Genomic DNA, 14,093 nt, shown 5'->3' with positions numbered 1-14,093 from the left:
CCGCAGAAAATCACGAACCCGCCTTGGCACTTGAGGCCTTCAGGTTTTCAAAGCGACGAAGCCCGCCCTTGGGAACGCTGTAGACGAGGGCAACATCCACCTGCGCGGGATCCCCGCAATCTGGACCAACCACGAACTCGAACTCTCCCAGTTCCGAGCTCAGGGCCCGATGCCAGGCGTCGGGTGAATCGAGCGAGCTGGAAAAAAAGACGACAGGACGGGCAATGCTCATCCGCCAAATCCTAGGTGGGTGGGGCCGGGGCCGCAGCAAAAAAACTAACTGCGGAAGCTGAAATTTATGAGATCCCCGAACTCCGCCCGTGCCTAGTATTCCCCAAAGGCCACGCGATATGACTCCCACAGACAACTTCTTTCAACCGCTCGGCGGCAATGTTGGCGCCGACCGGAAACTGAGCCAGTGGGGGTGCGGACGAAAACTTGGACTACCAGGAGGTAGTTCATGTATTCATACGAAGACAGGATTCGAGCGGTCGAGCTGTACGTCAAGCTCGGCAAACGGGTCAAGGCGACCATTCGCCAATTGGGATACCCAACCAAGAATGCATTGAGAAGTTGGTATCGGGATTACGAGCAGCGGTCCGACTTGCCAAAGGGCTACGCGCGCTCCAAGCCCAAGTATTCTCAGGAGCAGAAAGAGGTGGCTGTCAGGCACTACCTTGATCATGGGAGCTGCATCGCATTCACCATCAGGTCGTTGGGCTATCCGGGACGCGATTCTCTGCGTTCCTGGATCCACGAATCACACCCCGAACTGCACGTGCGCATCGTCGGTCGATCTAACGCGACAGCGCGGCCGCCAGCGATGAAGCATGCGGCTGTCATCGCGTTGTGCACGCGCCAGGAGAGTGCACAAGCCGTGGCCCAAGAGCTGGGCGTGTGCAGGCCGACGCTGTACAACTGGAAAAATCAGCTACTCGGTCGCGAGGCTCCTGCATCCATGAAGCGTCAAAACGATTTACCGCCAGACCCAGAACGGGAGGACCTGGAGCACCAGCTCGAGGCCCTGCGACGCGATATCCGACGTTTGAAGCTTGAGCAAGACCTCTTGAAGAAGGCGAATGAAATCTCAAAAAAGACCTGGGCATCAACCGGCAGCTCCTGACCAATCGGGAGAAGACGCTGCTGGTTGATGCCCTGAGGCAGACGTATTCCCTTGGGGAACTGCTCAACGAAGTGGGCTTGGCCCGCAGTTCCTACTTCTACCATCGAGCTCGGCTCGATGCAGCGGACAAGTACGCCGAGGTGCGACGAACCCTCACCGACATCTTCGAGCGCAACCACTGCTGCTATGGTTACCGTCGGCTGCAGGCTTCCCTGAACAGGCAGCGCGCGAACATCTCGGAGAAGGTTGTGCAGCGGCTGATGAAGCAAGAGAGCCTGGTCGTTGCCCGACCGAAGCGGCGCAGGTACGGCTCATACCTGGGAGAGATCAGTCCGGCGCCAGACACCTTCTGAACCGAGACTTCGGGGCTGCAGCGCCCAACGAGAAGTGGCTCACCGACATCACGGAGTTCCAGATCCCGGCCGGCAAGGTGTACCTGTCTCCCATGATCGACTGCTTCGACTGCTTCGACTGCTTCGACTGCTTCGACGGCATCGTCGTCAGCTGGTCGCTCGGTACGCGCCCGGACGCTGAACTCGTCAACACGATGCTGGACGCGGCCATCGAGACGGTGGTCGATACCGAAGACCGGCCCGTCGTTCACTCCGATCGTGGCGCCCACTATCGCTGGCCAGGCTGGCTCTCGCGCATCGCCGATGCGAAGCTGATTCGCTCGATGTGGCGCAAGGGATACTCGCCTGATAACGCGGCGTGCGAAGGCTTCTTCGGCAGGCTGAAGACTGAGCTGTTCTATCCTCGCAACTGGCAGTCCACAACCATCGAACAGTTCATACAGGCGGTGGACTCCTACATCCGTTGGTACAACGAACAGCGAATCAAGATCTCTCTCGGCTCTCTGGATCCAGCGCACAAATGCCTTGCAGACTGCCTGCCACAGTGCAAAACTCAATGGCAACAGGCGCCGAGCGTAGCCTGCATGCAGGACGTAGCAGCAGGCGTCGACCATGTGCCGGCGCTCGTAGCGAGCCGGCGGTTCCAAGCTTTCTCGCTGGACGCTCGAAGAGATCGGCGACCAGTGCCCATTCGGCGTTGGTCAGGTTACTGTATTGCGGGTCTGCTTCGCGCCGATGGGCGGCTGTGTAGCTGTAGCGCTTGTGATTGGACTGACTGGATACAGGCGTTTGGAACACTCTACGCTCGGGCATCACACGCACGATGTCCTGAGCGCGCAAGGTTCTACGAATGGTTGCCGCGCCCACCGCACTGCACGCCGGTACGGCCGGTTCTTCCCGCGTCGCATGAGGCATCTGCGTGTTGATGGCGCGCAACAAGACCACTTGTGCAGATTTCATTGCCGACACCGAAACTGCACGCACTATATTCTGGGAATATTTGCCTCTTCCACCACCTTATTCCACCGAACTGCATCCGCAGCGATAAGTTGACGAAACTCCTCGGGTGTGCTGGCCTTCACTACGGACGCTTGTTGTGCCAGCATGCCCTGCACTTCGGGATCCTGCAAAGCGGAATTCAGCGTAGAGTTGAGCTTGGCAACGATGGCCGATGGCGTTTTTGCTGGGGCGAGAAAGCCCGTCCAAGCTGGCGCAATAAATCCACCAAGGCCGATCTCCGCAAAGGTCGGAACCTCAGGCAAGAGCGGCGATCGGGTCGGCGTTCCTACAGCGAGCGGGCGCAAGCGCTTTTCCCGGATGGTAGGCAATAGACCAACTATGCTATCAATGGCAATGTGCACACGTCCAGCTACGAGCTCTGGTACCGTCTCGGCAGTCCCTTTATACGGCACATGCACGATATCGGTCCCTGTGACCTGTTTGAACAACTCCATCGTTAGTTGAGCAGAGGTACTCGCGGATGCGTAGTTGAATTTTCCTGGGTGTGCCTTGATCAATGCGACCAGTTCTTGCACGCTATTCACTTTCAGAGTCGGACTAACGACCAGAATGGGGCTCGTTACTGTTGCAGTACCGATTGGCTCAAAACTGGTAACGGAGTTGTAAGGGAGATTTTTGTACAAGGCGGCATTGAGTGCATGACCGGCACCTACAAACTGGAGGGTGTAGCCGTCCGCGGGGGCATTTGCGACCGAAGTGGTTGCGATGACGTTGTTGGCGCCGGGACGGTTATCGATGACCATAGGCTGCCCCAGCCGCTCGCCCCACTTTAGTGCGATTGTGCGCGCTACAAGGTCGGTCATCCCACCCGCGGTAAATCCAACAACGACCCTTATTGGGCGGTTTGGATAGTTGGTAGAGCTCTGCGCATTTGCGGATGACACAAAGATAGTCACTGGAGCTACTAGTGCCGCGCTCATGCGTAACATGGTTCTTCTGCGAACAGAGTTCATTCTTGTCTCTAGTGGTAATTTGAAAGTCTGAGCCATTCAAAAAGTATGGCGAACGCCGATGGCCGTTGCTTTGGGATCCGCTCCGGCCGCTGTTGGAGCGATGGACACATCTGCTGCAAGCACGGCTACGGAGGCCGTTGCGTTGTTTATGCTACGCCCCCAAGTTGCATAGAGCGTGGTTCGGCGGCTGAGACTATAGGTGTAGCCTAGACCGATCACGGTGGCCTCTCGCTTAGATCCTGCGGGATTGGCTTGGCTCAGGCTCTGAACCTGTGTCGATACGGTGTGGTTTCCCATTGAGTAGGCAACTCCTATCCAGCTAGTGCGGCCATTCCACGGCGAAGAACCACGCCAGTGCCCAGTCGTAGCCGCGAAATCGCCGTTCGTGTAACGAGCGCCGAGGAGCCAATTCCGCACAGTCGTTGTGTTCCCTGTGAATGCGACGGGCATTCCGGCGGTGTTGGCGAGTTGCAGCGCTTGATATGATCCAACGAGTTCAAGATCCCCCATTGAGTACTCAGCCCCGAGGCCCCACGCATTGCTTGCGCCCTTTGGTGCTGTTCCGGGTGCGCCAGTGTTTTCCCCAAAACTGTATGCGGCCCGGACGCGCAAACCGCCAAGGTTCGGGCTGAGGTAATTCACCCCATTGCTAAAACGTACCCATCGCTCCGATGACCCAGTGATGCTGACGCTGCTTTGTAGGTTGCCGAACAGTCCAAGCGACATCGTGTCAGCCTTTAGTACGGCATGAAAGAACGGCGCATAGTCACGGCCGAAATGAAACTCGCCGATAGGTGTGTCGAGCCCGACAAATGAGCGACGATTGAAGCCCCCAGTAAAGACAGCGCCGTTTGGTGCGGTTGGAGTGGCGCTGGAAGGCTGTGGACTGAAGGCTTTAAGGGTGCCGGTATCTAGGTCAAGTCCCGTTTCGAGCGTGAACAGCGCTTTCAGTCCCGCACCTAGATCTTCGACCCCTCGTACGCCCCAACGAGAGCCTGAGAGAATGCCGGAGCTGACTTGGGTGATTTTGACGCCGTGACCACGATCGGCGACGACGAACCCTGCATCTAAGATGCCATATAGCGCCACGCTTGATTGTGCATTTGCGGCAGGCGAAAGACATATCGCTGCAACTGCAAAGCTGGCCGCAGAAAGGGGGGGGTGGTGTCTCATCGGCGTGTCTTTCATTGAATGTCTCCTGGTTTTTTTTAGGGCGAGTAATCTGACAGGTCATGCTTGAAGCAGCCAGTGCTTATCATTTGGGACGTCTTGAAGGCGCACCGCAGTCGGCTGGGGTACGACTACTTTGGCTGTCTGGGTGTCCATATCCAGATCGTGCTCTTGCAGCCGTACGCGTCTGACCTCAATCCGGTGGAATACCTGTGGGCATGGCTCAAGCCGCATGTCCTGGCCAACTGCTGTCTCGCCGACTTCGGCGAGCTGCGCGCGACAGCGCGTGATAGGCTCAAAAGCATCCAGAAGCTCTGGATGCAAGCTGCGCAGTGTCAATGTCATTGTCGTGGTACCGATCAATAAGCACACCGCGCAATGGCACCGTGTGTTTTGAACTGAAGCGCAGAAAGGTGGCGCCTCGGTGTTCCAAGGCTTTGGAGCGTCTATGAGTACTTGGCTCAGTCAGCCGCTGTAATGCGGGGGCTATGCTGTTCCCAGATGCTGACGTAGCGCCAGCGCCAGACGGTCAAACGCATCCCTTACCCTGGGGCACACGTCCATCGCCCGTAACATGCCGTGCATAGTTCCGGGGACTATTTCTACTGTGGTGAGGACATCGGCCTGCTTAAGCAATGCCGCGTATTCACCTTCCTCCTCCAGCAGAGGGTCGTATTGAGCGTTCAGGAAATATGCCGGTGGTAATCCTCGCAACTCGTCGATAGACGCGCGCAGCGGTACTGCAAGAGAATCAGTTGCGACTCCAGGCTGCGAACCGAGGTACGCAGGAACTAGCGTGCATATTGAATCGTAGAAGAGCGAAGTGTCCTTGGCGGTACGGTAGTACGGGCGCTCCGTATTCATGTCAAAGACGCCATAGACCAGTGCTTGGCAGCGGAGGCGCGGTCCTCCCTTTCTCTTTGCGAGCATGCACATGGCAGTGGAAAGCAGTCCGCCCGCGCTGTCGCCGGCAACGGCCATCCGCGATGAATCCCATCCAAGTGTTGTTCCTTGGGCGTGCGTCCAATTCAAAGCCTCCCAGCAATCTTCATGAGCCGCTGGGAAGGGGTTCTCGGGCGTTCGCCGGTAATGCACACTAACGATCGCCGCGCCTGTTGCCTGAGCAAGCTGCGCCACGATCATGTCGTGCGAATCGTGGCTCCCTGCGACGAAGCCGCCTCCATGCATATAGAGGATGACAGGCGGTGGTTCTTCGGTGGCAGGCCAATAGACTCGAAGTGGAATCTCCTTGCCTTTCAGCACAATGAATGTATTGCGCACCCGCATGCCTGCGGGCCTCGGGTAGACATAGCGCTCTCCAAGCATGTCGTACCGAAGACGGACGCCGGGTAGGCCCTGCAGTGGATTGTCTCGTGCTAGCTGTTGCATCCGATCCAGATGGGCCGCATAGCCAAGAGCGAGGTCTAGTCCTGCATATTCGTACATTCAAAGCTCCAGTTGAGGTCGTTTCTTGTGTAGGGAAAGATAGATCCCGGGCTCTTCCAAGACCGGAGTTCACTCACGTCCAGATGCGGTCCAGCAGGCTGTAGCAGGCCACCCCGGCAGCGATGTAGAAGCGCTGTAGCCCGTGCAGCGGAAGGGGCTGCACGGGCGTGATCGGGAAGGGGCAGGCCGCCGCGCCGCCGCCCGCTGTCAAGGCGGCCACGTGCCGGCCTAGGCTCGTGGCGATGGCGATGCCGCGCCCGTTGTAGCCCAGTGCCATGGTGATGCCCGGCGCGGGCTGGTGCAGGTGCGGCATGAAATCGCGTGTGATGGCAACGCGCCCGGCCCAGCGATACTCGTACTGCAGAGGCCCGAGGCCGGGGAACATCAGCGCTACCGCGCGCTCCAGGTGCGCGAAGTCGCCGGGGCCCCGCGGGTCGTTGAAGTGACCGCGTCCGCCCATCAGCAGCCGGCCCTGCGCATCCTTGCGGAAGTACAGCAGCAGTCGCTGCGAGGTCGAGCCCGTTTCGCCGCCGGGCAGGATGTGCTCACCCGCCTTGCCGAGCGGCCGTGTGGCCACGATGAAGCTGTTGGCGGCGAGCACTGTGCGGGCCAGCCCCGGCCATAGTCCGTCGGTATAGCCGTTGGTGCCCAACACCACCTGTTGCGCCTGCACGCGGTGGCCTTGGGCCGTGGTGGCGACCCAGCCGGTGCCCTGGCGCTGCAGTGCCACCACGGGCGAGCCTCCGTGCACTTGCACACCCTGCGCCTGTGCCGCGCGCACCAGGCCGCGCACATAGGCCAATGGCTGAATGCTGCCGGCGCGTCCGTCGAGCCAGCCACCCGCGAAGGCCGGAGTGCCGATGCGTGCGGCCACGGCCGAGCGGCCCAACGTCTCCACGCGCACGCCACGCCGCTCCCATTGCTGGGCGCGAGCGTGCATACCGTCTATCGCCTGCTGGGTGTAGCCCACCTGTAGCCAGCCGGCTCGCACGGGGGCGCAGTCGATGGCGTGGCGCTCGATCAGCTTGTATACGAGGTCGGCCGAGTGGGAGACGGCGTCAATCAGCGGCTCGGCGCGCGCAGCACCGTAGACGCGCACCAAGTCGTCGGGGTCGTGCTTGAGCGTGGGGTTTACTTGCCCGCCGTTGCGCCCTGAGGCGCCCCAGCCGGGCTCGTGCGCATCTAGAACGCACACGCTGGCTCCGTCCTCTGCCAGGTGCAATGCGGCGGATAGGCCCGTGTACCCCGCGCCAATCACAAGCACGTCGGTTGACGAGGGGGCACTGAGCGCGGGTGTGTTGGGGGCTTGGGGTGCTGTGGCGGCCCACAGCGAGGGGGCGTCGGGGTGCGAGCCGATGGAGGGGGCACTCATGCCGTATCTCCGTCCGGCGCATGACGCAGGAAGGCCGGTTGCACAGGCATGTCCATGGGCTCGTTGCTGGGTGAGTGCTTCGTTGCCTCATCAGTCAAAAATTCAAATCGCATGAATCAATCATCACTACATGCGAGGCTGATAAAAATACGTAAAAACCACTAAAAGATTCGATAATATCGATATGCGATATTTAAAATGGCGTCTGCTATGCTTCTCACATGAGCACGCCGCAATCGCCCGAAGAAGACGCGAACCCCTTGTTCAATCAGTCGCTAGAAAAGGGGCTGGCCGTGCTCTGCGCCTTCAGTGCGCAGCGGCGCAGCATGACGCTGGCTGACGTGGCGGCGGCGGCGGGCATCAGCAAGAGCTCGGCGCAACGGATGGTCTTCACCCTGGAACAACTAGGTTTTGTGCGAAAGCATCCGCAGACGCGTCGCTACTTGCTCGCACCGCGCGTGATGCGCATCGGCTACAACTACCTGGCAGCCAACACGCTGATTGATCTGGCCAATCCCTATCTCTCGGAGCTCGCCACCGTGACGACCGAGACCACCTGCCTCACCGAGCCCGACGGGCTGGAGATGGTCTATGTGGCGCGCTTCGTCAGCGCCCAGTTTGTACCGGTGCACATGCCCATCGGTAGCCGCATCCCCATGTACTGCACGGCATCGGGCCGGGCCTGGCTCAGCGCGCTGCCCGATGCGGAGGCCTTGGCGCTGTTGCGCGCGAGCGAGCGTGCCGTTCACACGCGCTTCACGATCACCGATGAGTCGGCCATTCTGGCCGAGTTGACCCAGGCGCGCGAGCGTGGCTACGCCATCAATCGCGAAGAACTGTTCCTGGGTGACATGACGCTGGGTGCTCCTGTGATCGACAGCCACGGCCGGCCTGTGGCTGCCGTGCATATCGTGGCCCCCACCAGCCGCTGGACGCGCGAGGAGGCTGAGAGCCGCTTGGGGCCCTCGCTGCTGGCTTGTGCGCGCACCCTGAGCAATTCTGTGCGTGCCCTAGGCTGAGGGCGTTCGTCTATTTTCATTCCAAGGCCCCTCGCCCTATAAGCGTCCAGACAATTGCGCGTGCATTGCCCAAGCAGGGCCCCGTCGCGGTGCTATTGAGCACGCCTGCCTGCAGCATCCGACGTCGACTTCGCCGGTCAGCAGCGGCACCATGTCGGAGCCGACCGTGATGATGGTGACGTCCTTCTCGGCGATCTTGTTCTTCGCCAGCAGGGCGCGCAGCAGGATGGCCGCGGTTGAGGGGATGCCGACCTTCTTGCCGATCAGGTCGGCGGGTTTGCGCACGGGATTCTTGGCCAGTGAGAAGAAGGTGAACGGATGCTTCTGGGCGCCGACAGCGAAGCACTTGATCGGCAGGCCCTGCGAGACGGCCAACATTACCGAGGGGCTGGACGAAACCTAGCCCACCTCATAGCGGCCAGAAGCCACGATGGCCACGCCATCGATGTTCGGTCCACCGGGCTGGATGGCGAACTCGATGCCTTCCTGGTCGTAGAAGCCCAGCCGCTTGGCCACTACCTCGCCGATCTGGTTGATGCTGGGGATCCAGCCGAGCTGCATGTTGATGCGCGCCTTGCCCTGCGCGAAGGTGTCGAACGACAGCATGCTGCCGAACGAGAGGCCCCCGGCAACGAGCGAGGTCTTGAGAAGGCTTCGGCGACCGGGGTCCCGGAGATTGGCCATGGCGGATTCCCTTGTAGAAGAATTGGGAGCGGAGAGCGTGACCCTGCGTGTTGTCTTCGTCACGTTGAAGGGCCAGCGGGAGCGAATGTTAGGAGCCCACCGCGTTGCTTCCAAGGATCGTTTTTCGCGTCGGGCGCGCTAAAAATTAGGCATCGGGGGAGAGCCTGAATCGGCAAGAAGGCGATACAGAATGGGCCTCGCAACACGCAGCTTCGATATGTGCGGCTGCAGCGTGCTCAAGGTCGGTCACCATGCCGACTTGGTGATGCTCGACGCTGGATAGGTCGCCATCCCGAAAAACAAGGATCCAACACGACCAGCCGAAGGGATTCCAGCGCATTCGCCCCTACGGGCTCCGGGTCAACGGCAACCGCAAGGACGGCCTGACATGCTTTCGCGAACTCCGCTGCAACCATCCGCTAGTAATGCGGCCAAGTGCCGGCCGGGTCTTTCCAGTTCAACGCGCTACCGCGTATCAACGGCACGGGCACGGCGCAGGTGGCGGGACCGGCGTGCCACCACCAAGCCTCTCACTCTTTGACAGCAGTTGCCTGTTGGTATTCGGTCGGAACGACTGGAGGGTTGACTGAGCGTGGTGAAACGCAACTACAGCCTGCGTTCCTGTGACTAGTCCAAACTGCGATGGAAGTTGAGTGCATCGACGCGGCCGGTGCGAAGCGCCTGGAAGCCGCTGCTCAGCTGAACTCCATTGTGGTCGCTGGCACGCCGTAGTAGAAATAGCGCAGCGGCAAGGCGCCTTGCCGGAGAAATAGCCAGCCATTACGGGCTCGCAGGTCGGATAGCCGAAGGCCTGCGCTTGTCGGCGATCTACGGGGCCGCGCGCCAGCGCCCTAGACTACGATGATCGTCACCGCCAGATTGGGCTCCTTGTAGGAGCCCAGGCTTGGGCCGCGGCGTAGGACGCGTCGTCATGCATGGTGGACGGGATCGCGAGGGCGACGGTGACCTCGTCGAGCGCGTGGCTCGGTGTGGCGGCCAGCAGCATGCCGGCGAAGAGCGTGGCTGGCAGGGCCGAGGAGCGGATGGATGGATGCGTCATGGTTTCCCATGGTCGGATGCGAATGGCATATCGATGGGCGCCGCTTGCGTGGCGCTGCTGCGGCGCAGAGCCTCCCGCACCAGCGCGGCGCGGTCGATCTTCTGGGTAGCGGCCAGCGGCAGGCTCTCCGTGAACCAGATACGGCGCGGGTGCTGGTAGGCCGCGAGGTGCTGCAGCGAGAACGCTTTGAGCGTCTCCTCGTTCACCGCTGCAACGCCCGCGCGCGGCACGACGAAGGCGACCGGCTTGGTGCCCTTGATCTCGTCCGGCAGCGCAACGATGCTGGCTTGCTGCACGGCCGGATGGCGTTCCAGCACCTTCTCTATCTCTCCGGGGTAGAGGTTCTCGCCGCCGCTCACGAACATGTCGTCGCGCCGCCCGACGAAGGTGTAGAAGCCCTCGTCGTCGCGCCGGAAAACGTCGCCGGTGATGTAGAAGCCGTCCGCGGTGAAGGGCGAGAGATCGGGCCGCTGGTGGTAGCCCTGCATCAGGCCGGGGCTGCGGATCTCCAGCACGCCCTCGTCGCGTTCTGCCCCCGCGTCGTCGGCCAGCCGTACCTCCACCTGCGGATGCGGAAAGCCGACCGCGAGTGGTGGCGTGGGCAGGCCCAGGGGATGTGGGCCGAAAACGACCGGGCCGCCTTCGGTGGTGCCGTAGGCGTTGATGATGCGCGCGTTGGGCAGACGGCTGCGGATCTGCTCCAGCAGACCGGGACTGATTGGCGCGGACCCCATGCGCACGACGCGCACCGAGGACAGGTCGGCCGCCGCGAGAGCGCTCCGTTCGCGCAGCATCATCGCGATCATCGGCGGCACCGCTGTGAGCCAGGTGCAACGGTAGCGGTCGATGGCGCCGATGTAGGCTGTCGTGTTGAACTGCGGCAGCAGCACGGCGGTGGCATGGGATGCCAGGGTGAGCAGCACCAGCGCCAGCGCGTTCATGTGATAGAGCGGCGCTGCGACGAGCACGCGCTCGTCGGCCAGCGGCGTCGCCGCGCGGCGCATCCGCACGACCCAGCGGTGGCTCGCATGGCTCAGTCGCACGCCCTTAGGCTGGCCTGTGGAGCCGGAGGTGTAGAGCAGCAGGGCCAGGTCTTCAGGCGCCGGGACATGCGGTACCGACACGTGCGGCGCTAGTGCGCCGGGAGCGCGCCACGCGTCGAAGGCCTGCGTGCCGAAGACCAGCGCCGGCAGTCCCTCGGGCACCTGGGCCCTGCGTTCGGCATCGCACAGCACCAGCTGTGCGCCGCTGTCCCGTAGCACGAAGGTGATCAGCGGGGCCGGCAGCTTGAAATTGACCGGCACCGCGACCAGCCCGGCCCGCAGGATGCCCAGGAGCGAGACCACGTAGTCGACCGAGTTGGCCGCCAACAGCGCGATGCGCTCCTGTGGCGCATGGCCCTGCGCTAGCAAGGCGCGGGCGACGGCATTGGCGCGGTCGTCGATGTCGCCGAAGCGGTGCTCGGTGGCGCGGCCGGCCGCGTCGAGCCCGATGAAGGCCACGCGTTCCGGGTCGGCGGCGCTGTCGATCACGCAGCCGAGGTTGAGGCTTTCTTCGATGCTCACGCGCTGAACTCCAGCACGGTGTGAAAGCGGGGTAGCGCGATGGCCAGGCCGTCGCGGGTCTGCGCGGCCGGCAGCGCCATCGCCGTGGCCCGGGCCGCCATCGCAGCCGGGTCCCCACCCGCGAGGCGAATCGCGCCGAAGAAGTCTTCGCGCGCTGGCAAGAACGACGCCAGCGCGCCGTAGCGCGCGTCGAACTCGGCGCGGTCCAGGAAATCCGTCGAGAAGTCCGGCGTCAACGGTCCGAGCCGGGCGTAGTCGCCGCGCAGCCGCAGCGGCGCGGGCCCGACGATGGCCAGGCCGGCGATGCCGCGCACACCGTTGGCATGAGCGGTCCATTCGGGCCGCCACAAGAGCTCCGGCGTATGGTGCTGGCAGACGTAGACGCGGCCGGCGGGCAACTGCCCCGGCAGCAGGCGCACGGTCGAGAAGCGTGCGTCGTGCGTCTGGCCGTCGATCTCCACCGGCCGCGAGAAGTGCTGCACAGGCGACACGGCGAAGCCGGCGGCGGCCAGCGCCGCGTGCGAGGCCTCGGCATCGCGGCTGGCCAGCACGAGACCGTCGATGCCCACCGGGCTGTCGAGGATCTCCTGTCGCAGCCGGCCGCCGCCTTGCGGCAGTCCGATCAGTTCCAGGTAGGCCTGGGGAAAGACCACGAGGTGGTTGATCGAGCCCAGGGTGTGGTGGCCGCGTGGCGTCAGCGTGAAGCCCAAGTCTGCGAACAGGGCCTGCGCGGCGTTGGTCTCGAAGCGGGTGTTGACGACCAGGTGGTCGAGGGAGCTCCCTGGCATGCGCGGCTCAGGTCTTGGCCGGCGCCGGCGTCGCATACACACCGCGCCCGCTCGCCACCAGTTGGCCTTCGCCGTCGAACACCTGGGCCTCGGCCACCGAGAACTGCCGGCCAAGCTTGATCACCTTGCCGGTCGCGCGCAGGTCGCCGCGCGCGGCGCGGTGGTAGTCGACGCGCAGATCGATGGTCGGCACGCCCTTGCCGGTGTGCGAGACCAGTGCCCAGTCGGCCGTCAGGTCCACCAGCGCGGCGAGGATGCCGCCATGGATGTAGCCGCCTTCGGGATTGACCACCCATTCGTCGCGGAACTTCGCTGTCAGGGCGATTTCGCCATGCGCAACGGACTGGACCTGAAGGCCCAGCCATTGGTGGTAGGGGCCGCGCTGTAGACGGGCCTGAATGTCTTCGGCACTGGGGAGCGCGGGGGATGCGGTGTCGGTCATTGTTGGGTCCGGAGAAAGAGGGAAAGGAAGCCGCAATTGGGGTGACTCATGGCGCGACGACGACCTTGCCGAGCACAGCGCGATCGCGGATCAGAGCCAGGCCTTCGGCAGCCCGCTCCAGCGGCAGCACCCGGTCGATGACGGGGTCGAGCCGGCCTTCGGCCACCAGCGCGAGCAGGGCCTTGAGGTTGTCTTCGTAGAAGCTGTTCGAGCCCTTGATATTGAGTTCGAAGCTCCAGACATAGCGCAGGTCCTCGCGCGGGTCGTGGCCCGCGGTGGCACCGCACACGAGCAGGGTGCCGCCACGCTTCAGGCTCTTGATGGAGGGCAGCCAGGTGTCGCCGCCGGTGAAATTGACGACCACGTCGACACCGCCTTCGTGGGTGCGCCGCTGCGGCTTGCCGTACTTCGCGATGACCCACTTGGAGAAATCGGTCTCGCGGTAGTTGACGACGTGGTCCGCGCCCAGCGCGAGCAGGCGCTGCGCCTTCTCATCGCTGCCGGCGGCGGCGATCACCTCCGCGCCGAGCAGCTTGGCCAGCAGCACGGTGGCTGTGCCAACGCCGCCGCTTGCGCCCAGCACCAGCACCTTGTCCCCGGCCTTGACGGTGCGGTGGGTGAACAGCATGCGATGCGCTGTGCCGTAGGCCACCGGCAGTGCCGCGGCCTGCTCGAAGCTCACCTCGTCGGGCAGCGCGATCAGCTGCGATGCATCGGCTAGCGCGTACTCGGCCATGCCGCCATCGATCATCTCGCCCATCAGGCCGACGCCGGGCTTGAGCGGGTTGACCAGCACGCGATCGCCAGGCGCCCAGTCGGAGACGCCGTCGCCCACCTCGGTGATCGTGCCTGCCAGGTCCAGGCCGATGACCACCGGCAGCGGCACCTTGATGCCGGGCATGCCCTGAACGGTGAAGACGTCGTGGTAGTTGAAGGACGAGGCACCGACGCGCACGACCACGTGGCCGGCCTGGGCGCGGGGTACCGGTCTGTCGGTGACGACGCGCAGTTGGTCGAGGGCGCCGTGCGCGTCGAGCACGAGAGCACGCATGGTGGTGGGGTTGCTCATGAAAGGTTCCTTGGTTGAATGGCTGTGTC

At 62.8% G+C, this 14,093-nt stretch carries 12 protein-coding genes and 2 pseudogenes; 3 read left to right on the top strand and 11 right to left on the bottom strand.

The window, feature by feature from the left end; translation table 11 throughout:
- Positions 1–10: 10 nt before the first annotated feature.
- Complete coding sequence (locus ACAM42_RS30515; protein ID WP_139701178.1) at positions 11–232, bottom strand: hypothetical protein; 222 nt, start codon at positions 230–232, stop codon at positions 11–13.
- A 228-nt stretch (positions 233–460) separates the two neighbouring features.
- On the opposite strand from ACAM42_RS30515, the pseudogene ACAM42_RS30510 reads away from it, so the two are divergent.
- Positions 461–1,982: pseudogene (locus tag ACAM42_RS30510) on the top strand (IS3 family transposase); the annotation flags it as partial.
- Positions 1,983–2,459: 477 nt separating this feature from the next.
- On the opposite strand, the gene ACAM42_RS30505 reads toward ACAM42_RS30510, so the two are convergent.
- Entirely contained in the window at positions 2,460–3,299 is an 840-nt protein-coding gene (locus ACAM42_RS30505; RefSeq protein WP_185993690.1) for a tripartite tricarboxylate transporter substrate binding protein, read from the bottom strand.
- 186 nt (positions 3,300–3,485) lie between these two features.
- Positions 3,486–4,637, bottom strand: a complete 1,152-nt coding sequence (locus ACAM42_RS30500; RefSeq protein WP_185993689.1) for a porin — start codon at positions 4,635–4,637, stop codon at positions 3,486–3,488.
- Positions 4,638–4,697: 60 nt separating this feature from the next.
- Here ACAM42_RS30500 and ACAM42_RS30495 point away from each other — a divergent pair, with 60 nt between their 5' ends.
- On the top strand, positions 4,698–4,985 hold the full coding sequence (locus ACAM42_RS30495; RefSeq protein WP_369632823.1) for a transposase: 288 nt from the start codon (positions 4,698–4,700) through the stop codon (positions 4,983–4,985).
- A 120-nt stretch (positions 4,986–5,105) separates the two neighbouring features.
- On the opposite strand, the gene ACAM42_RS30490 is transcribed toward ACAM42_RS30495, so the two are convergent.
- Entirely contained in the window at positions 5,106–6,065 is a 960-nt protein-coding gene (locus tag ACAM42_RS30490) for an alpha/beta hydrolase (RefSeq protein WP_369630381.1), read from the bottom strand.
- 73 nt (positions 6,066–6,138) lie between these two features.
- Positions 6,139–7,437 (bottom strand): NAD(P)/FAD-dependent oxidoreductase, encoded by a 1,299-nt coding sequence (locus tag ACAM42_RS30485; RefSeq protein WP_369630380.1) that lies wholly within the window; start codon positions 7,435–7,437, stop codon positions 6,139–6,141.
- Between the two features lie 221 nt (positions 7,438–7,658).
- Between ACAM42_RS30485 and ACAM42_RS30480 the strand changes: the two genes are divergently transcribed.
- The gene (locus ACAM42_RS30480; protein WP_139701184.1) at positions 7,659–8,456 is read left to right on the top strand and encodes an IclR family transcriptional regulator; all 798 of its coding nucleotides are present in this window, start codon (positions 7,659–7,661) and stop codon (positions 8,454–8,456) included.
- Between the two features lie 36 nt (positions 8,457–8,492).
- On the opposite strand, the pseudogene ACAM42_RS30475 reads toward ACAM42_RS30480, so the two are convergent.
- From ACAM42_RS30475 to ACAM42_RS30450, 6 genes and pseudogenes are all read right to left on the bottom strand, one after another.
- A pseudogene (locus tag ACAM42_RS30475) lies at positions 8,493–9,017 on the bottom strand (ABC transporter substrate-binding protein).
- A 991-nt stretch (positions 9,018–10,008) separates the two neighbouring features.
- Positions 10,009–10,200 carry a hypothetical protein gene (locus tag ACAM42_RS30470; protein ID WP_139701185.1) on the bottom strand — a complete coding sequence of 64 codons (192 nt, stop codon included), beginning with the start codon at positions 10,198–10,200 and terminating at the stop codon, positions 10,009–10,011.
- A complete protein-coding gene (locus ACAM42_RS30465) occupies positions 10,197–11,765 on the bottom strand; it encodes a class I adenylate-forming enzyme family protein (protein ID WP_369630379.1) in 1,569 nt (522 codons plus the stop codon). Before ACAM42_RS30465 ends, ACAM42_RS30470 begins: the two co-directional genes overlap by 4 nt.
- A complete protein-coding gene (locus ACAM42_RS30460; protein WP_139701187.1) occupies positions 11,762–12,553 on the bottom strand; it encodes a VOC family protein in 792 nt (263 codons plus the stop codon). The genes ACAM42_RS30465 and ACAM42_RS30460 overlap by 4 nt, the downstream gene beginning before the upstream one ends.
- A gap of 7 nt (positions 12,554–12,560) precedes the next feature.
- Positions 12,561–12,995 carry a PaaI family thioesterase gene (locus tag ACAM42_RS30455; RefSeq protein ID WP_139701188.1) on the bottom strand — a complete coding sequence of 145 codons (435 nt, stop codon included), beginning with the start codon at positions 12,993–12,995 and terminating at the stop codon, positions 12,561–12,563.
- A gap of 46 nt (positions 12,996–13,041) precedes the next feature.
- Positions 13,042–14,046 (bottom strand): zinc-binding dehydrogenase, encoded by a 1,005-nt coding sequence (locus tag ACAM42_RS30450; RefSeq protein WP_221937718.1) that lies wholly within the window; start codon positions 14,044–14,046, stop codon positions 13,042–13,044.
- Positions 14,047–14,093 lie beyond the last annotated feature (47 nt).

Origin of the sequence: Variovorax sp. V35 (assembly GCF_041154465.1) — a bacterium.
In the GTDB taxonomy this organism is placed as follows: domain Bacteria; phylum Pseudomonadota; class Gammaproteobacteria; order Burkholderiales; family Burkholderiaceae_C; genus Variovorax; species Variovorax boronicumulans.
This window is presented reverse-complemented; position numbering and strand designations above follow the sequence as displayed.